Below are 17,159 nucleotides of genomic sequence, written 5' to 3'. Positions count from 1 at the left end.
GCGATCAGGTGCCGGTGACGGCGGAGGGAGGGCTGGTCGGGGGGCTGGTCGGAGGTGCTGCGTCCGTGCTTGCGAGCCGCGGATTGGGGCCGAACCGGTTGCCGCCAGATGTCCCCGGTGCGACCAGGACCAGAAGGTAGGCAAAGGCGAAGGCCGGCAGCAGCGCCCAGTCGAGATAGCGGGTGACGGCCTCGATGTTGCCGCGCAGGCCCCAGCCTGCGGTTTGCGAAATCGCATCGAGGGCAAGATTCTTGAAGCCGACGATGACCAGTGGAAGGCTCCACCAGCCGCGCAGGCCTATGTCGTGCATGCGCCGCACGAAAAGGGCCAAAGCCGGAAGCGTGGTCGCCGCGGGAATTGCGAACTGTGTCCATGCCAGCGCCGCGCCTGACAGCAGCAGCGAGGCAATGGCCAGCAGAACCGCGTTGAGCAGCGTTACCAGCACGAACCAGCCGATGACTTCACTGCGTGCCGAGCGGCCTTGCAGGCTGAACGTGCCCTGCAGCGTCTGCAGGGCCAGGTGCAGCCAGGATCGGATCTTGTCTTTCATACGCTACGGGCAATTCCGTGGCTGCTGGCGTCAAGCCCGGCGCGCTCGGCGGGCTCCGACACGCGCATCGGGAACAGGATCGAGGCCATGAGCGCGGCGATCGCGCTGACCACTGCCGACCAAATGGTGATGACGCCGATGGCGATGGCCTGCGCGGCGATCTGTCCGATCATGGTCTGGCCGCCGGCATAGCCGGTCCCGCCGAAATCCACGCTCTGGAACAGCGCGCAGAGCAGGCTTCCGGCGATGGCGGCCAGGCCGGCGGTGGCAAAGACCGCATTGGTATCGTCGATGGCGAGGCGGACGAGCAGGCGTTTGCCGTACCAGGCCGCCAGCGCTCCGACCACACCGGTCAGCATGGCGCCGCCCGGAGAGACAAAGCCCGCGCCGGTGGCGACGGCGGCAAGGCCTGCCAGTACCGCCGGTCCCGGTTCGGCCAGCCCGTCCTTGCTTGCCGACAGGCGGGCAAGGCCGATCCAGCTCACCACGCTGGCCGCCATGGCAATGTGGCCGTTGATGGCAGCGGCTGCCGCGGCGTCGCCCGCCGAGAAGGCCCATCCCGCGCAGAGCGCAATTCCGCCGATCCAGACAAGGCCGCTGCCGGTCAGCGACAGGGCATTTGCCTGCACGGCGGGGTCAGCGAGGCTGGCGGGGCTGGGGTCAAGGCGTCGGCCCATCATGAGCGCCACGACCAGCGCCGATATGCCCGCAGGCAGGAACAGCCCCAGCCCGCCGGCCCAGTCGAGCGCGCCGAGCGATCGGGCCAGCCAGCCGCCACCCCAGATCCAATGGGCGAGAGGCGCGGCGACCATTGCGGTCCAGAGCGCCGAGAACAGCATGACCCAGCCGAAGCGGGCCCGCTCGGCCCAGGCGCCGGTCATCAGCACCGGGGCGATGGTCGCCACGGCAAGCTGGAACAGCACGAAGGCACTCTCGGGAACCGCCGTACCGGGGCGAAGGTCGGAAAGGTGGATCAGCATCCAGGCATTGCCTGCGCCGATCCAGCCGCCGGAAACGTCCCCGAAGGCGATGGTGTAGCCGGCAACGGTCCAGACAAGCGTCACCACGGCGGTGATCGAGAGCGATTGCAGGAGGACGGACATCCGGTTGCCCGGCCGCAGCCGGCCGCAATGCTGGAGTGCGATCCCGGACAGGCCCGCCAGCAGCACCAGCGCGGCCGCCGCGAGCAGGGCGGCCGTGTCGCCGCTGTCCGCGCGGTCAGGCAAACCGGCCTGAGCCCAGGCCGGCACGGGCAGCGCGCCGAGCATGGCCGCAAGGGCCAAGGTGCTGCGCTTGATCATCAACATTCCCCTGAAACGCACCGGTTCCACGAACCGGCCCCCAGGGGCCAGTCTAGTGCAGGAAGTCGTGCATAGACAAGCGCATGCAGGGCGCAAGCAGGTTAGGTAAAAGCCCGATCAGGACAGTTGCGGGAGGACCTGGTCCGGCGGGCGGTGGCCGTCGACCCAGAAGCGGATGTTGGCGATGATCTTTTCGCCAGCGGCGCCGCGCCCCTCGTGGGTGGCGCTGCCGAGATGGGGCAGGGCGACGAGGTTGGGCAGTGCGAGCAGCCGCGGATCGACCCGCGGCTCGTTGGCAAACACGTCGAGGCCCGCGCCGGCGATGCGGCCGTTTGCAAGCGCGTCGATCAGCGCCGGTTCGTCGACCAGTTGCCCGCGCCCGGTGTTGATCAGACATGCGGTGGGCTTCATCGCGGCGAGGCGGCGGGCATCCATCAGCGCCGCGCCGCCGGGCAGGGCCGGGCAATGCAGGGCAATGCAGGGTGAGGATGTCGCTTTCGGCGATCAGGCGGTCGAGGTCGGCTTCGTAACGGGCGCCGAACATGGTTTCGAGTGCGGTCGGCAGGCGGCGGCGGTTGTGATAGGTCACCTCCAGTCCGAAAGCGCGGGCGCGGTGGGCGACGGCCTGGCCGATCCGCCCCATGCCGACGATGCCGAGCCGTTTGCCGGACAGCGCGCTTCCCAGCATTGCCGAGGGACCCCAGCCCGACCACGCGCCGCGCCGCAGGACCTGTGCATTTTCGCCGAAACGCCGCATTACGAAGAGGATCAGCGCCATCGTCAGGTCGGCGGTGTCGTCGGTGAAGACGCTGGGAGTGTTGGTGACGACGATCCCGCGCGCCCGCGCAGCGTCTATGTCGATATGTTCGGTGCCGGCGCCGAAGTTGGCGATCAGCCCGAGTCGCGTTCCGGCTGCGGCGATCAGTTCGGCGTCGATGCGATCGGTTACCGTGGGAACCAGCACGTCGCAGTCGCTCATCGCGGCTGCGAGTTGCTCGCGTGACATCGCGAGATCGCCCGGATTGGCGACGAGTTCGAACAGTTCGGCCATGCGCGCTTCCACCTCGGGCAGAAGGCGCCGCGTCAGGATCACGCGGGGGCGGTCGCCATGGCGGTGGGCAAGATCGGTTTCGGTCACCAGAGTCATCGCCCTGACGGGCTATGCCTTCCACAGGCTCCCGGTCAAGCGGCCTTGAAGCGGCGCGGGGGAGCAAGGTATGAAAGCGCCATGACTATCCCAACCGCTTTCCGTGCCCGCAAGGGCGCACGCGCCTTTACCGTGGCAGTTCTTGCGGGCGCGCTTGCCGCATTCGCGGCCGCACCGGCCGGGGCGGAGGATGACAAGGTGCCGTACTGGGCCTCGATCGATGCCGACCTTGCCAACTTGCGGGTGGGGCCGGGCGAATCGTACCGGATCGACTGGGTCTACCGGCGGCCGCATCTGCCGGTGAAAGTGATCCGCCGCGAAGGGCCATGGCGTTTTGTCGAGGATCCGGACGGAACGCAGGGCTGGATGCGCGACCTGCTGCTGTCGCGTCAGCGCGCGGCGATGGTGCGCTCCAAGGCACCGGTGGAGATGCATGCCGAGCCCAGTCGCACATCGCCGATGCTCTGGCGCATCGAGTCTGGGGTCGTCGGCGTGCTGGGGGATTGCAAGAACGGCTGGTGTCCGTTCGATGTTGCCGGGCACAAGGGGTTTGTCGAACAGGAGCAGCTGTGGGGCACCGGCGCACCCTGAGCGTTCCGGCGGAATCGCATGGCCTGAAAAAAGAAAACCTCGCCGTTTCCGGCGAGGTTTTCTTTTTTGGGATCGGGTCGTTGGCGATCAGGCCAGTTCGACCGCGATCGCCGTGGCTTCGCCGCCGCCGATGCACAGCGAGGCGACACCCTTCTTCAGGCCCTTTTCCTTCAGGGCATTGATGAGGGTGACGATGATGCGGGTGCCCGAGGCGCCGATCGGGTGGCCGAGCGCGGTGGCGCCGCCGTGGACGTTCACCTTGTCATGCGGAATGCCGAGGTCGTGCATGGCAAACATGGCGACGCAGGCGAAGGCCTCGTTGACTTCGAACAGGTCGACGTCCGAAAGCTGCCAGCCCACCTTGTCCATCAGCTTGGTGATGGCGCCGACCGGGGCGGTGGTGAACTTTGCCGGTTCCTGCGCGTGGGCGGCGACACCGACGACGGTGGCGACCGGGGCAAGGCCCTTGGCCTCGGCCACGCTCTTGCGGGTCATGACCACGGCGGCGGCGCCGTCCGAGATCGAGCTGGAGGTGGCGGCGGTGATCGTGCCGTCCTTGGCGAAGGCGGCGCGCAGCGTACGGATCTTGTCCGGGTTGCCCTTGGGCGGCTGCTCGTCGGTGTCGATAACCAGGTCGCCCTTGCGGGTCTTGACGGTGACGGGGACGACTTCACCGTTGAACGAACCGTTGGCGATGGCTTCCTGCGCGCGGCGCAGGGATTCGATCGAGTAGTCGTCCTGGTTTTCGCGGGTCAGCTGGTACTCGTCGGCGGTCACCTGGGCGAACGACCCCATCGAGCCGCCTTCGTAGGCGTCTTCGAGGCCGTCGAGGAACATGTGATCGTAAAGGGTGTCATGGCCGGCGCGGGCGCCCGAGCGGTGCTTCTTCGACAGGTACGGCGCATTGGTCATCGATTCCATGCCGCCGGCGATGATCACGTCGAGCGAGCCGGAGGCGAGCGCCTCGGCCCCCATGATCACCGTCTGCATGCCCGAGCCGCAGACCTTGTTGACGGTGGTGGCCTGGACCGACTTCGGCAGGCCGGCCTTGAGAGCGGCCTGGCGGGCAGGGGCCTGGCCGAGACCTGCCGGCAGCACGCAGCCCATGTAGATGCGTTCGATGTCGTCACCGGCAACGCCGGCGCGCTCGACCGCGGCCTTTACCGCGGTTGCACCGAGATCGGTTGCCGAGACCTCCGCGAGCGAGCCTTGCAGGCCGCCCATCGGGGTGCGCGCGTAAGAGAGAATGACAATTGGGTCCGAAGCCGAGATTTGGGCCATTATTATGCCTTTCACGCTGGGAAACAGGTATCCTTGGCAAGTGAACTAGTGTTGCGCTGCATCAATTGCAATTGGCGACTCTGGCGTTAACGGTGGCGAGGATGCTCCATCCCCACGGCGTTGGGCCACTGTTCCGGGCACCTTTTTATGCAATCTGGCTGCGAAATCTTGCATCTGTAAGGCGATAGGGCTTGCCGGGCGAAACAGGGGCCGATCCCGCGGCGCTCCTTGGGTTTCCGGATGATGCCGGATCATGGCGATAGATGTCTGGAGAGTGGCTTGTTGCGAATGCGTTGCAATGCAACGAACTTGGGCCGATTATTCCGCTCGGACACCTTGCGATAGGGGGAGGGCTGTCCTAAGGACGCCCGCAACGACCGGGCGTTGCCATTGGCATGAGTCCGGCTGCCGTAATCCGGTATGAGGCCAGAACCATTGACTGATCTGTCACAATACCTGCCGATTCTGATCTTCCTCGTGATCGCGCTCGCGCTCTCGTCGGTGATCGTGCTCCTGCCGCTGGCCGTCTCGCGCCTGACCGGCACCCACAACCCGAGTGCCGACAAGAACAGCGAGTATGAATGCGGCTTCCCCGCATTCGAAGACCCGCGCAGCCAGTTCGACGTGCGCTTCTATCTCGTGGCGATCCTTTTCATCGTCTTCGACCTTGAAGCCGCATTCCTGTTCCCCTGGGCCGTGTCGCTCAAGCTGACCGGCTGGGCCGGCTGGCTGACGATGATGGTGTTCCTCGGTGAACTGGCCATCGGCCTCGCCTATGCATGGAAGAAGGGAGCTCTGGACTGGGAATGAGCACTCTCGTGAACTCTGCCGGCCAGCCCCTGGCGCCGGCCGCAAGCCAGGGCGGTGCGATCACGCCGCCCGATCAGTCCTTCTTCAAGGACCTCAATCAGGAAGTGTCCGACAAGGGCTTCCTCGTCACCTCGACCGAGGAGCTGTTCCAGTGGGCCCGTACCGGCTCGCTGTGGTGGATGACCTTCGGCCTCGCCTGCTGCGCGGTCGAGATGATCCACGTGAACATGCCGCGTTACGACATGGAGCGCTTCGGTGTCGCGCCGCGTGCGTCCCCGCGCCAGTCGGACGTGATGATCGTGGCCGGCACGCTGTGCAACAAGATGGCTCCGGCGCTCCGCAAGGTCTACGACCAGATGTCGGACCCGAAGTACGTCATCTCGATGGGCTCGTGCGCCAACGGCGGCGGTTACTATCACTACAGCTACAGCGTCGTGCGCGGTTGCGACCGGATCGTCCCGGTCGACATCTACGTGCCGGGCTGCCCGCCGACCGCAGAAGCGCTGCTCTATGGCGTGATGCAGTTGCAGCGCAAGATCCGCCGCGTCGGCGCGCTCGATAGGTAAGGACGACGATGACCGTTCTGCATTCCGCCCCGAAGTTCGCTTCGAATGAAGGTGTGATCGAGACGCTCTCGGCCGCACTTGGTGACATGGTCGTCGCGGCCAAGGAAGAACACGGCGAAGTCGTGCTCACCGTTGTGCGCGACCAGATCGAAAACGCCCTTCGCCTGCTGCGTGACCATCACGAATACCAGCAGATGATGGAAATGGCCGGTGTCGACTTCCCGTCGCGTCCGGAGCGTTTCGAAGTCGTCTACATGCTGCTTTCGGTGACGAAGAACCATCGCCTGATGGTGAAGGTGAACGCCGCCGAGAACACCCCGGTGCCGACCGTGACCACGCTTTGGCCCAACGCGGGCTGGCTGGAGCGCGAAGTGTTCGACATGTACGGCGTGATCTTCGCCGGCAACCCGGACCTGCGCCGCATCCTGACCGACTATGGCTTCGAAGGGCACCCGTTCCGCAAGGACTTCCCGCTCACCGGCCATGTCGAGCTGCGTTACTCGGAAGAGGAACAGCGCGTGGTCTACGAGCCGGTCAAGCTTGCGCAGGATCTGCGCCAGTTCGACTTCATGAGCCCATGGGAAGGCGCCGAATACGTGCTCCCGGGCGATGAAAAGGCCGAAGGAGAGGCGAAGTGAGCATGTTGCTTGAGCAGTCGCCCACCACCGGCGACGAAGTCATCACCAACTACACGATCAACTTCGGTCCGCAGCACCCTGCGGCTCACGGCGTTCTGCGCATGGTCATGGAACTCGATGGCGAGATCATCGAGCGCATCGACCCGCACGTTGGCCTGCTGCATCGCGGCACCGAGAAGCTGATCGAGCACAAGACGTACCTCCAGGCGCTGCCCTATTTCGACCGTCTGGACTACTGTTCGCCGCTGGGCATGGAGCATTCCTACGTCCTGGCGGTCGAGAAGCTGCTCAACCTCGAGGTTCCGATCCGCGCGCAGTACCTGCGCGTGCTGTTCGCCGAGCTGACCCGCATCTGCAACCACATGCTCAACATCGGCTCGCACGTCATGGACGTGGGCGCGATGACCCCGAACCTGTGGCTGTTCGAAATCCGCGAGGACTGCCTCAACTTCTTCGAACGCGCGTCGGGCGCGCGCATGCACTCGGCCTGGTTCCGCCCCGGCGGCGTCCACCAGGACGTGCCGCTCAAGCTGCTGACCGACATCGCCGACTGGCTCGACACCCGCTTGCCGGAGCTGTTCGAGGACGCGATGAGCCTCGTGGTCGACAACCGCATCTTCAAGCAGCGCAATGTCGACATCGCGCTGGTCAGCAAGGAAGATGCGCTGGCCTGGGGCTTCTCGGGCCCGATGATCCGCGGCGCGGGCATCCCTTGGGATATCCGCAAGTCGCAGCCCTACGACGTCTATGACCGCATGGACTTCGAGATCCCCGTCGGCACCAACTCGGACTGCTACGACCGCTTCATGGTCCGCGTCGAGGAAGTGCGCCAGTCGGCCCGGATCATGAAGCAGTGCCTGGCGCAGATGCCCGAGGGCCCGGTGGCTTCGTCCGACCGCAAGGTGGTTCCCCCCAAGCGCGGCGAGATGAAGCAGTCGATGGAATCGCTGATCCATCACTTCAAGCTCTACACCGAAGGCTTCCACGTCCCGGCGGGTGAAGTCTACGTCGCCACGGAAAGCCCGAAGGGCGAATTCGGCGTCTATCTGGTGTCGGACGGCTCGAACAAGCCGTACCGCTGCAAGATCCGCCCGACCGCCTTCTCGCACCTTCAGGCGATGGACTTCATGTCGAAGGGGCACATGCTCCCCGACGCGACCGCCATTCTGGGCGCCATCGACGTGGTGTTCGGGGAGTGCGACCGTTGAGCCGCCTCGCTACCGCCGAGCTGATGATCGCGCACTATAACGCGCAGGACGCCGATGCTTACGTCGCTCTCATGACCGACGACGCATGTGAGGCGGGCTATCGCGGCGCGGTCGTTCGCGAAGGCAAGGAAGGCACCCGCGAGGGGCTGAAGAAGATGTTCGCCGAGTTCCCCGAGAACCGCGCGGACATCCTCTCGTCCTACGAACTGGGCGAATATGTCGTCCTGCACGAGCGTGTGTTCCGTTCGGCGAGCGCGGAGCCCTTCGAAGTCATGTCGGTGTACAGCTTCGAGGGCGACAAGTGCTCGCGGGTTGAGTTCATCCGATGAAATTCAACACGCTCGAACTGATCCGCATCTGGGCCGCCGTCACCGGTGTGGCCCTTGCGGTGTGGTATTTTGCCGCCGTCTATCTCGATCTCCAGCCCACCGGCGCCCTGCCGATGCTGGTGACCGCGATCGGCGGTTTCGAATTGTTTCTTTTCGGCCAGGACCAGTGGCTGAAGCGCAGGGGTAAGCATGGCTGACCGCTATATCGAACCCGACACGCCCGAACTTCGGGCCCGTTGGGGCAATTTCGCCTGGACTTCCGAAAACGCCGAGAAGGCGAAGGAAGTCGTCGCGCGTTATCCGGAAGGGCGCCAGCGCTCGGCCGTGATGCCGCTGCTCGATCTCGCCCAGCGTCAGGTTGGCGCGGAAGAGAACACGCAGGGCTGGCTGCCGATCCCGGTGATGGAATACATCGCCGCCTATCTCGACATGCCGATCATCCGCGTTGTCGAGGTCGCGACCTTCTACACGATGTACAACATCGCGCCGATCGGCCGCTTCCACGTGCAGGTCTGCGGCACCACGCCGTGCATGCTGCGCGGGTCCGACGATCTGCTGGCGACCTGCAAGTCGCGCGGCATGAAGAAGGGCCACATCTCGGAGGACGGCTTGTGGTCGTTCACCGAGGTCGAGTGCATGGGCAACTGCGCCTCGGCGCCGATGGTCCAGATCAACGACGACAACTACGAAGACCTCACGTCGGAGCGCCTCAACGCGGTGCTCGACGCGCTGGCACGTGGTGAAACGCCCAAGGCCGGCACACAGGATCCTGCCCGTCACACCGTCGAACCGGTGGGCGAGCCGACCAGCCTGGCGGCCATGATCACCGAAAACCATGACTATCGGAGTGAGTGGTAATGGCTCTCCTCGATAAGGATCGCATCTTCACCAACCTCTACGGCTATCAGCCGTGGAACCTGAAGGAAGCGCAGGCGCGCGGCGCCTGGGACAACACCAAGGCGCTGATCGAGCGCGGCCGCGAGGCCATCATCGACGAGATGAAGGCTTCGGGTCTGCGTGGCCGCGGCGGTGCGGGCTTCCCGACCGGCATGAAGTGGTCCTTCATGCCCAAGCAGCCGCCGCTCGACCAGAACGGCAATCCCAAGCCCAGCTTCCTCGTGATCAACGCGGACGAATCCGAACCGGGTTCGTGCAAGGATCGCGAGATCATGCGTCACGACCCGCACCTGCTGTTCGAAGGCGCGCTGGTCGCGGGCTTCGCAATGGGTGCGCGCGCGGCCTACATCTACATTCGCGGCGAATACATCCGCGAGGCAGAAACGCTGTTCGCGGCGCGTGAAGAGGCTTACGCAGCCGGCCTGCTCGGCAAGAACGCTTGCGGTTCGGGCTACGATTTCGACGTCTTTGTCCACCGCGGCGCTGGCGCCTACATCTGCGGCGAAGAAACCGCGATGATCGAAAGCCTCGAAGGCAAGAAGGGCCAGCCCCGCCTGAAGCCGCCGTTCCCGGCCGGCGCGGGCCTCTATGGCTGCCCGACTACCGTGAACAACGTGGAATCGATCGCCGTCGCGCCGACGATCCTGCGTCGCGGCGCTGCATGGTTCTCCAGCTTCGGCCGTGAGAACAACAAGGGCACCAAGCTCTTCCAGATCAGCGGGCACGTGAACCGTCCCTGCGTGGTCGAGGAAGAGATGTCGATCCCGTTCAGCGAGCTGATCGAGCGTCACTGCGGCGGCATTCGCGGCGGCAAGGACAACCTGCTGGCGGTCATCCCCGGCGGTTCCTCGGTTCCGCTGGTGCCGGCTGCCGAGATCTGGGACGCGCCGATGGACTTCGACGGGCTGCGCGCTGTCGGTTCGGGCCTCGGTACCGCGGCCGTCATCGTCATGGACAAGTCCACCGACATCGTCCGCGCCATCAGCCGCATCTCGTACTTCTACAAGCACGAGTCCTGCGGTCAGTGCACCCCCTGCCGCGAGGGCACGGGCTGGATGTGGCGCGTGATGGAGCGCCTGCGCACCGGCGATGCGCAAGTCGAGGAAATCGACATGCTGCAGCAGGTGACCAAGCAGGTCGAAGGCCACACCATCTGCGCTCTGGGCGACGCTGCGGCGTGGCCGATCCAGGGCCTGATCCGTCATTTCCGTCCGGAGCTTGAGCGCCGGATCGCCGAAAACGTCCGCGAGGCTGCCGAGTAATGCCCAAGGTCAAAGTCGACGGCGTCGAGATCGACGTCCCCACCGGCGCAACCGTGCTGCAGGCCTGTGAGCTTGCCGGCAAGGAAATCCCGCGCTTTTGCTACCATGAACGCCTGAGCATCGCCGGCAACTGCCGCATGTGCCTGGTCGAAGTGAAGCCCGGACCGCCCAAGCCCCAGGCTTCGTGCGCGCTTCCGGCGGCCGAAGGCCAGGAAATCCGCACGGATTCCGAAATGGTCAAGAAGGCGCGGGAAGGGGTGATGGAGTTTCTCCTCATCAACCACCCGCTCGACTGCCCGATCTGCGATCAGGGCGGCGAGTGCGACCTTCAGGACCAGTCGGTCGCTTACGGTCGCGGCGCTTCGCGCTACGACGAGAACAAGCGCGCGGTCACTGAAAAGTACATGGGCCCGCTCATCAAGACGACGATGACGCGCTGCATCCATTGCACCCGCTGCGTGCGTTTCTCGGAAGAGATCGCCGGCGTGGACGAGATCGGCGCGCTCTATCGCGGCGAGAACATGCAGATCACGACCTATCTCGAACATGCTGCCAAGCACGAGATGTCGGCCAACGTGATCGACTTGTGCCCGGTCGGCGCGCTCACCTCGCGTCCCTACGCCTTCGAGGCCCGTCCCTGGGAACTCAAGAAGACGCTGGGCATCGACGTGTCGGACGCCACCGGCGCCAACATCCGCGTCGATGCGCGCGGCCGCGAAGTGCTGCGCGTGCTTCCTCGTAACAACGACGACGTGAACGAGGAATGGATCAGCGACAAGGCGCGCTACATGGTCGACGGGCTTACCAAGCGCCGTCTCGACAAGCCGTTCCTGCGCCGTGACGGCAAGCTCGTCGCGGTCAGCTGGAACGAGGCCTTTGCCGCCATCGCCACGCTGAACCCGGGCAACTCGATCGCCGCCGTCGCTGGCGACATGGTCGATTGCGAAACGATGTTCGCGGCCAAGAAGCTGGTCGGCGCGCTCGGTTCGACGCTCATCGAAGGTCGTCAGACCGGGATGGATTATGCGACGGGCAGCCTGGCCGCGGTCAACTTCAATACCACGTTCTCGGGCATCGAGAGCGCTGACGCGATCCTCATCGCGGGCAGCCACGTGCGCTGGGAAGCCCCGCTGCTCAACGTCCGCCTGCGCAAGGCGGTGAAGCGCGGCGCCAAGGTGTTCCTCGTCGGCCCTGAGTGGGAAACCACTTTCGGCGGCGAGTTCCTCGGCGAAGACCTGTCGGTCCTTGGCAATCTGCCGCAGAACGTCGCCGACGCGCTGTCGAACGCGAAGCGTCCGGCGGTCATCCTCGGCGGCGCGGCGCTCGGCCGTGGCGGTCTGGAAGCGGGCCTCGCGCTCGCGGCCCGGTTCAACCTCGTGCGCGATCTTGAAGACGGCACCCAGTGGAACGGCTTCAATGTCCTCCACATGGCCGCAGCCCGCATGGGCGGCCTGATGCTGGGCTACGCGCAGAAGGGCGGCATTGCCGACCTCGTCGCCGCCAAGCCCAAGGTCCTGCTCGCGCTCGGCGCCGATGAAGTGGACTTCACCCAGTTCGCCGGTTCGATGATCGTCTACATCGGTCACCACGGCGACAAGGGCGCCCACGCGGCCGACGTGATCCTGCCGGCTTCGGCCTACACCGAAAAGGCAGGCACTTACGTCAACACCGAAGGCCGCGTGCAGTGGTCCGACAAGGCCGTGTTCGCGCCGGGCGATGCCCGTGAGGACTGGACGATCCTGCGTGCGCTCGCCGATGCTTTCGGCGTGACCGTCGGCTTCGACACCTTCGATCAACTGCGAAACGCAATGATCGCGGAAGTTCCTGCACTTGGCAGCGAAGGTCTGGCCGACTACGGCAGCGTTCTGCCCCTCGGCGGCGGTTCCGCTGCCGGTCAGATCGCCTATCCGATCAAGGACTTCTACATGACCAACCCGATCGCCCGTGCGAGCGCCGTCATGCAGCGCTGCTCGGCCGAAATCCTCCACGGGGAAGAACTGGCGGAGGCCGCGGAATGACCGCTTTCTTCCAAACTCTCGGGATGAGCTACGAGTGGGCGTGGTTTGTCGCCACCGTCTGCGGCATCCTGCTCATCGCGCTGCCGCTGATGCTGGCCGTGGCCATGATCATCTATGTCGACCGCAAGATCTGGGCCGCCATGGCGCTTCGCCGTGGTCCCAACGTGGTCGGCCCGTTCGGTCTGCTCCAGTCCTTCGCGGACGGTCTGAAGGTCTTCCTTCAGGAAACCATCATTCCTTCGGCGGCGAACAAGGGCCTGTTCCTGATCGCCCCGGTGGTGACCTTCACGCTGGCGCTGCTGTCCTGGGCGGTGATCCCGTTCAATTCGGGCGCCTTCGTTTCCAACATCAACATCGGTCTGCTCTACATCCTCGCGATCAGCTCGCTGGGTGTATACGGCACGATCATGGCGGGCTGGGCTTCGAACTCGAAGTACCCGTTCTTCTCCGCGATGCGCGCTTCGGCGCAGATGATCTCGTATGAAGTCTCGATCGGCTTCATCCTTATCACCGTCGTTCTCTGGGCGGGTACGTTCAACATGAACGACATCGTCTGGGCGCAGAAGGGCCATGTGCTGGGCATCATCAACGGGTTCGCCGCGAACCCGCTGCTGTTCCCGATGTGGGTGATGTTCCTGATTTCGAGCCTTGCGGAAACGCAGCGTGCTCCCTTCGACCTTGCCGAAGCGGAATCGGAACTCGTCGCCGGTTATCAGACCGAATACTCGTCGATGGCCTTCGCCGCCTACTGGCTGGGCGAATATGCCAACGTGCTCCTGATGTGCGCGCTCAACGCGACGCTGTTCTGGGGTGGCTGGCTGCCGCCGCTCGACATCCCCGTGCTGTACCTCGTTCCGGGCTTCATCTGGTTCCTGATCAAGGTTTTCGGCTTCTTCTTCGTGTTCAGCTGGATCAAGGCCACCGTTCCCCGGTACCGCTATGACCAGTTGATGCGCCTGGGCTGGAAGGTCTTCCTGCCCGTATCGCTGCTGTTCGTTGTTCTCGTCAGCGGCTACCTCATGGCTACCGGACACTTCCAATGACCGTCGGACAACTCATAAAGAGCTTCACGCTCTGGGAGTTCGTGAAGGCGCACTGGCTGACCTTGAAGTACTTCTTCAAGCCCAAGGCGACGATCAACTACCCCTTCGAGAAGAACCCGCTTTCGCCGCGCTTCCGTGGTGAGCATGCCCTGCGCCGTTATCCCAACGGCGAGGAACGCTGCATCGCCTGCAAGCTGTGCGAGGCGATCTGCCCGGCGCAGGCGATCACGATCGAAGCCGCACCGCGTGAAGACGGTTCGCGCCGCACCACGCGCTACGACATCGACATGACGAAGTGCATCTACTGCGGCTTCTGCCAGGAAGCCTGCCCGGTGGACGCCATCGTCGAGGGGCCGAACTTCGAATACGCGACCGAAACGCGTGAGGAACTGCTCTATGACAAGGCCAAGCTACTGGCGAACGGGGACAAGTGGGAGCGTGCGATCGCCGCGAACCTTGAAGCCGATGCGCCGTATCGATAGGGGCCCGCGGACATGATCCAGACCATCGCCTTCTATCTGTTCGCTGTGCTGACCATCGCGTCGGCCGCCGCGACGATCCTCTCGCGCAACCCGGTTCACGCCGTGCTGTTCCTGATCCTGGCGTTCTTCAACGCGGCCGGGCTGATGGTGCTCACCGGCGCCGAGTTCATCGCCATGCTGCTCGTCATCGTCTATGTCGGTGCCGTTGCGGTCCTGTTCCTCTTCGTCGTCATGATGCTCGACATCGACTTCGCCGAACTGCGGGCCGGGTTCGTCAAGAACTTCCCGCTCGGCCTGCTGGTCGCGGTTGTCCTTCTCGCCGAGATGGTGCTGGGTATCGGTGCTTACAAGTCCGGTAGCCTTATCCTCGGCACGCCTGACGGCACCAGCGCCGCGCCTGCCGGCACCACGAACATCGAAGCCATCGGTGCGCTGATGTACAGCCGCTACCTGTTCCTGTTCGAAGCCGCCGGCCTGATCCTGCTCGTCGCGATGATCGGCGCCATCGTGCTGACCCATCGTCAGCGTGGGGACACGCGCGGCCAGAAGATCAGCAAGCAGATCGCCCGTCGTCCCGACGAAGCGACCGTCAACGTCAAGCCCGAAGTGGGCAAGGGGGTTCAGCTGTGATCGGCGTCGAACATTACGTGGTCGTGAGCTCGATCCTCTTCGTGCTCGGCGTCCTCGGCATCTTCCTCAACCGCAAGAACGTCATCGTTCTGCTCATGGCGATCGAACTGATCCTGCTTGCGGTCAACCTTAACCTCGTCGCGTTCAGCGCCGCCCTGCACGACCTCACGGGTCAGATCTTCGCGATGTTCGTGCTTACGGTTGCCGCCGGCGAGGCCGCAGTGGGGCTTGCAATCCTCGTGATCTACTTCCGTGGCCGCGGCACCATTGCCGTCGACGACGTCAACCGGATGAAGGGATAAGGCCTTGCAGTCGATCCTGATCATCGTCTTCCTGCCATTATTGGCAGCGATCATCGCCGGGCTGGGTAACAAGCAACTCGGCAACGTCGCCGCGAAGTCTCTCACGACGGGCGCACTCTTCGTGTCGTGCGCCCTCTCCTGGCCGATCTTCCTCCAGTTCCTCGGCGGTCACGCCGAAGCCAGCGTCGTGCCGGTCCTCAAGTGGGTCCAGTCCGGCGCCATGACCTTCGACTGGGCACTGCGTGTCGACACGCTGACCGCCGTCATGCTGGTGGTCATCACCTCGGTTTCCGCGCTCGTGCATCTCTATTCGTGGGGCTACATGAGCGAGGAGCCGGATCAGCCGCGCTTCTTCGCGTACCTGTCGCTGTTCACGTTCGCCATGCTCATGCTGGTGACCGCGGACAACCTGGTGCAGATGTTCTTCGGTTGGGAAGGCGTGGGCCTGGCCTCGTACCTTCTGATCGGCTTCTGGTTCCGCAAGCCTTCGGCCGGCGCTGCCGCGATCAAGGCCTTTGTGGTCAACCGCGTCGGTGACCTTGGCTTCATGCTCGGCATCTTCGGTACGTATCTGGTGTTCGGCACGGTCTCGATCCCCGAGATCCTGCATGCCGCGCCCGGCATGGCCGGTTCGACCATCGGCTTCCTCGGTGCCCGTTTCGACACCATGACGGTGATCTGCATCCTGCTGTTCATCGGCGCGATGGGTAAGTCGGCGCAGCTCGGTCTGCACACCTGGCTTCCGGACGCGATGGAAGGCCCGACCCCGGTGTCGGCGCTGATCCACGCGGCCACCATGGTCACCGCCGGCGTCTTCATGGTCTGCCGTCTCTCGCCGATGTTCGAAACCAGCGAAACCGCGATGCACATCGTCGCTTTCGTCGGCGCCTGCACCTGCTTCTTTGCTGCCACCGTGGGTTGCACCCAGTGGGACATCAAGCGCGTGATCGCGTATTCGACCTGCTCGCAGCTCGGCTACATGTTCTTCGCCGCTGGCGTCGGCGCTTATGGCGCGGCCATGTTCCACCTGTTCACGCACGCTTTCTTCAAGGCGCTGCTGTTCCTCGGTGCCGGTTCGGTCATCCACTCGATGCACCACGAACAGGACATGCGTTTCTACGGCGGTCTGCGTAAGCACATCCCGATTACCTTCTGGGCGATGACGGCGGGTACGCTGGCCATCACCGGCGTCGGTGTTGCTGGTTTCGCCGGTTTCGCAGGCTTCCACTCGAAGGACGCAATCCTTGAAGCGGCCTTCGGTTCGGGCTCGCAGGTTGGCGGTTTCGCCTTCTGGATGGGCATCGCTGCCGCGCTCATGACGAGCTTCTATTCGTGGCGCCTGGTCTTCCTGACCTTCTTCGGCAAGCCGCGCTGGATCCAGTCGGAGCACGTTCAGCACGCCGTTCATGACGCACACGGTCACGACGATCATGCCCATGATGCCCATGCGCACGACGACCATGCAGACGATGCGCATGCCCATGCCGCTCCCGAACTCGGTTCGCGCGGTCCGGACTATTCGCAGCACGGCGACGGTACGGGTGGCTACCACCCGCACGAAAGCCCGCTGGTGATGCTGCTGCCGCTGATCATTCTCTCGATGGGTGCGATCTTTGCCGGTTACGTGTTCCAGCACGCCTTCGTCTCGGAAGGTGAGGGCGAGTTCTGGAAGGGCGCTCTGGTCTTCCACGAACACCTGATCCACGCCATGCACGGCGTCCCGACCTGGGTGAAGTGGGCGCCGTTCACGGTGATGGCGCTGGGCCTGCTGACCGCATGGTACGGCTACATGAAGAACCTTTCGTTCCCCAAGGCAGTCGCCGCACAGCTCGGGCCGGTCTACACCTTCGTGTACCGCAAGTGGATGTTCGACGAACTCTACAACACGATCTTTGTCCGTCCCGCCTTCTGGTTCGGCAACGTGTTCTGGAAGGTCCTGGATATCGGCGTGATCGACAAGTTCGGTCCCGACGGTGCGGCCTGGGTGGTCGCGAAGGGTTCGACTTACGCGCAGAAGGTCCAGTCGGGCTATCTGTACAGCTACGCTCTTGTCATGCTGATCGGCGTCGTAGCCGCCATCAGCTGGGTGATCGCGGGATAAGAT

At 64.4% G+C, this 17,159-nt stretch carries 18 protein-coding genes and 2 pseudogenes; 15 read left to right on the top strand and 5 right to left on the bottom strand.

The window, feature by feature from the left end; genetic code table 11:
• Positions 1-4: 4 nt before the first annotated feature.
• The 4 genes and pseudogenes from DM450_RS08165 to DM450_RS26540 all read right to left on the bottom strand — a co-directional run.
• Entirely contained in the window at positions 5-550 is a 546-nt protein-coding gene (locus tag DM450_RS08165; protein ID WP_142634020.1) for a DUF805 domain-containing protein, read from the bottom strand.
• Positions 547-1,851, bottom strand: coding sequence for an ammonium transporter (locus DM450_RS08160; RefSeq protein ID WP_142634018.1), 1,305 nt, complete (start codon positions 1,849-1,851; stop codon positions 547-549). Before DM450_RS08160 ends, DM450_RS08165 begins: the two co-directional genes overlap by 4 nt.
• Before the next feature lie 117 nt (positions 1,852-1,968).
• Positions 1,969-2,286, bottom strand: a complete 318-nt coding sequence (locus tag DM450_RS26545) for a 2-hydroxyacid dehydrogenase (protein WP_409529354.1) — start codon at positions 2,284-2,286, stop codon at positions 1,969-1,971.
• A gap of 103 nt (positions 2,287-2,389) precedes the next feature.
• A pseudogene (locus DM450_RS26540) lies at positions 2,390-2,902 on the bottom strand (NAD(P)-dependent oxidoreductase); the annotation flags it as partial.
• 177 nt (positions 2,903-3,079) lie between these two features.
• Between DM450_RS26540 and DM450_RS08150 the strand changes: the two are divergent.
• Positions 3,080-3,589, top strand: a complete 510-nt coding sequence (locus tag DM450_RS08150) for an SH3 domain-containing protein (protein ID WP_142634016.1) — start codon at positions 3,080-3,082, stop codon at positions 3,587-3,589.
• Between the two features lie 87 nt (positions 3,590-3,676).
• On the opposite strand, the gene DM450_RS08145 is transcribed toward DM450_RS08150, so the two are convergent.
• A complete protein-coding gene (locus tag DM450_RS08145) occupies positions 3,677-4,870 on the bottom strand; it encodes an acetyl-CoA C-acyltransferase (RefSeq protein WP_142634014.1) in 1,194 nt (397 codons plus the stop codon).
• Positions 4,871-5,305: 435 nt separating this feature from the next.
• On the opposite strand from DM450_RS08145, the gene DM450_RS08140 reads away from it, so the two are divergent.
• From DM450_RS08140 to nuoL, 14 genes and pseudogenes are all read left to right on the top strand, one after another.
• Entirely contained in the window at positions 5,306-5,680 is a 375-nt protein-coding gene (locus tag DM450_RS08140; RefSeq protein WP_142634012.1) for an NADH-quinone oxidoreductase subunit A, read from the top strand.
• Positions 5,677-6,246, top strand: a complete 570-nt coding sequence (locus DM450_RS08135; RefSeq protein WP_142634010.1) for a NuoB/complex I 20 kDa subunit family protein — start codon at positions 5,677-5,679, stop codon at positions 6,244-6,246. Before DM450_RS08140 ends, DM450_RS08135 begins: the two co-directional genes overlap by 4 nt.
• Before the next feature lie 8 nt (positions 6,247-6,254).
• Positions 6,255-6,866, top strand: a pseudogene (locus DM450_RS08130) (NADH-quinone oxidoreductase subunit C); the annotation flags it as partial.
• A gap of 20 nt (positions 6,867-6,886) precedes the next feature.
• Positions 6,887-8,092 (top strand): NADH-quinone oxidoreductase subunit D, encoded by a 1,206-nt coding sequence (locus DM450_RS08125; protein ID WP_185928763.1) that lies wholly within the window; start codon positions 6,887-6,889, stop codon positions 8,090-8,092.
• A 23-nt stretch (positions 8,093-8,115) separates the two neighbouring features.
• On the top strand, positions 8,116-8,421 hold the full coding sequence (locus DM450_RS08120) for a nuclear transport factor 2 family protein (RefSeq protein ID WP_142637654.1): 306 nt from the start codon (positions 8,116-8,118) through the stop codon (positions 8,419-8,421).
• Positions 8,418-8,618 (top strand): hypothetical protein, encoded by a 201-nt coding sequence (locus DM450_RS08115; protein ID WP_142634004.1) that lies wholly within the window; start codon positions 8,418-8,420, stop codon positions 8,616-8,618. The genes DM450_RS08120 and DM450_RS08115 overlap by 4 nt, the downstream gene beginning before the upstream one ends.
• Entirely contained in the window at positions 8,611-9,279 is a 669-nt protein-coding gene (locus DM450_RS08110) for an NAD(P)H-dependent oxidoreductase subunit E (protein ID WP_142634002.1), read from the top strand. Before DM450_RS08115 ends, DM450_RS08110 begins: the two co-directional genes overlap by 8 nt.
• Positions 9,279-10,580, top strand: coding sequence for an NADH-quinone oxidoreductase subunit NuoF (gene nuoF / locus DM450_RS08105; RefSeq protein ID WP_142634000.1), 1,302 nt, complete (start codon positions 9,279-9,281; stop codon positions 10,578-10,580). Before DM450_RS08110 ends, nuoF begins: the two co-directional genes overlap by 1 nt.
• Positions 10,580-12,598, top strand: coding sequence for an NADH-quinone oxidoreductase subunit NuoG (nuoG, locus tag DM450_RS08100; RefSeq protein WP_142633998.1), 2,019 nt, complete (start codon positions 10,580-10,582; stop codon positions 12,596-12,598). The genes nuoF and nuoG overlap by 1 nt, the downstream gene beginning before the upstream one ends.
• Positions 12,595-13,641, top strand: coding sequence for an NADH-quinone oxidoreductase subunit NuoH (gene nuoH, locus DM450_RS08095; protein WP_142633996.1), 1,047 nt, complete (start codon positions 12,595-12,597; stop codon positions 13,639-13,641). The genes nuoG and nuoH overlap by 4 nt, the downstream gene beginning before the upstream one ends.
• On the top strand, positions 13,638-14,123 hold the full coding sequence (gene nuoI / locus DM450_RS08090) for an NADH-quinone oxidoreductase subunit NuoI (protein ID WP_142633994.1): 486 nt from the start codon (positions 13,638-13,640) through the stop codon (positions 14,121-14,123). The genes nuoH and nuoI overlap by 4 nt, the downstream gene beginning before the upstream one ends.
• 12 nt (positions 14,124-14,135) lie before the next feature.
• Positions 14,136-14,753 carry an NADH-quinone oxidoreductase subunit J gene (locus DM450_RS08085; RefSeq protein WP_142633992.1) on the top strand — a complete coding sequence of 206 codons (618 nt, stop codon included), beginning with the start codon at positions 14,136-14,138 and terminating at the stop codon, positions 14,751-14,753.
• Entirely contained in the window at positions 14,750-15,055 is a 306-nt protein-coding gene (nuoK, locus tag DM450_RS08080) for an NADH-quinone oxidoreductase subunit NuoK (protein WP_142633990.1), read from the top strand. The genes DM450_RS08085 and nuoK overlap by 4 nt, the downstream gene beginning before the upstream one ends.
• A gap of 4 nt (positions 15,056-15,059) precedes the next feature.
• Positions 15,060-17,156 carry an NADH-quinone oxidoreductase subunit L gene (gene nuoL / locus DM450_RS08075; RefSeq protein ID WP_142633988.1) on the top strand — a complete coding sequence of 699 codons (2,097 nt, stop codon included), beginning with the start codon at positions 15,060-15,062 and terminating at the stop codon, positions 17,154-17,156.
• Positions 17,157-17,159: the final 3 nt, after the last annotated feature.

Origin of the sequence: Sphingomonas sp. IC081 (genome assembly GCF_006874585.1) — a bacterium.
Taxonomy (GTDB): Bacteria; Pseudomonadota; Alphaproteobacteria; order Sphingomonadales; family Sphingomonadaceae; genus Novosphingobium.
Note: the sequence above shows the minus strand (reverse complement) of the source record. Positions and strands in the feature narration are given on the sequence as shown.

Coding starts and splice junctions, on each gene's coding strand:
- DM450_RS08165 (WP_142634020.1), bottom strand. CDS start 550: ATGAAAGACAAGATCCGATCCTGGCTGCACCTGGCCCTGCAGACGCTG.
- DM450_RS08160 (WP_142634018.1), bottom strand. CDS start 1,851: ATGATCAAGCGCAGCACCTTGGCCCTTGCGGCCATGCTCGGCGCGCTG.
- DM450_RS26545 (WP_409529354.1), bottom strand. CDS start 2,286: ATGGATGCCCGCCGCCTCGCCGCGATGAAGCCCACCGCATGTCTGATC.
- DM450_RS08150 (WP_142634016.1), top strand. CDS start 3,080: ATGACTATCCCAACCGCTTTCCGTGCCCGCAAGGGCGCACGCGCCTTT.
- DM450_RS08145 (WP_142634014.1), bottom strand. CDS start 4,870: ATGGCCCAAATCTCGGCTTCGGACCCAATTGTCATTCTCTCTTACGCG.
- DM450_RS08135 (WP_142634010.1), top strand. CDS start 5,677: ATGAGCACTCTCGTGAACTCTGCCGGCCAGCCCCTGGCGCCGGCCGCA.
- DM450_RS08125 (WP_185928763.1), top strand. CDS start 6,887: ATGTTGCTTGAGCAGTCGCCCACCACCGGCGACGAAGTCATCACCAAC.
- DM450_RS08120 (WP_142637654.1), top strand. CDS start 8,116: ATGATCGCGCACTATAACGCGCAGGACGCCGATGCTTACGTCGCTCTC.
- DM450_RS08115 (WP_142634004.1), top strand. CDS start 8,418: ATGAAATTCAACACGCTCGAACTGATCCGCATCTGGGCCGCCGTCACC.
- DM450_RS08110 (WP_142634002.1), top strand. CDS start 8,611: ATGGCTGACCGCTATATCGAACCCGACACGCCCGAACTTCGGGCCCGT.
- nuoF (WP_142634000.1), top strand. CDS start 9,279: ATGGCTCTCCTCGATAAGGATCGCATCTTCACCAACCTCTACGGCTAT.
- nuoG (WP_142633998.1), top strand. CDS start 10,580: ATGCCCAAGGTCAAAGTCGACGGCGTCGAGATCGACGTCCCCACCGGC.
- nuoH (WP_142633996.1), top strand. CDS start 12,595: ATGACCGCTTTCTTCCAAACTCTCGGGATGAGCTACGAGTGGGCGTGG.
- nuoI (WP_142633994.1), top strand. CDS start 13,638: ATGACCGTCGGACAACTCATAAAGAGCTTCACGCTCTGGGAGTTCGTG.
- DM450_RS08085 (WP_142633992.1), top strand. CDS start 14,136: ATGATCCAGACCATCGCCTTCTATCTGTTCGCTGTGCTGACCATCGCG.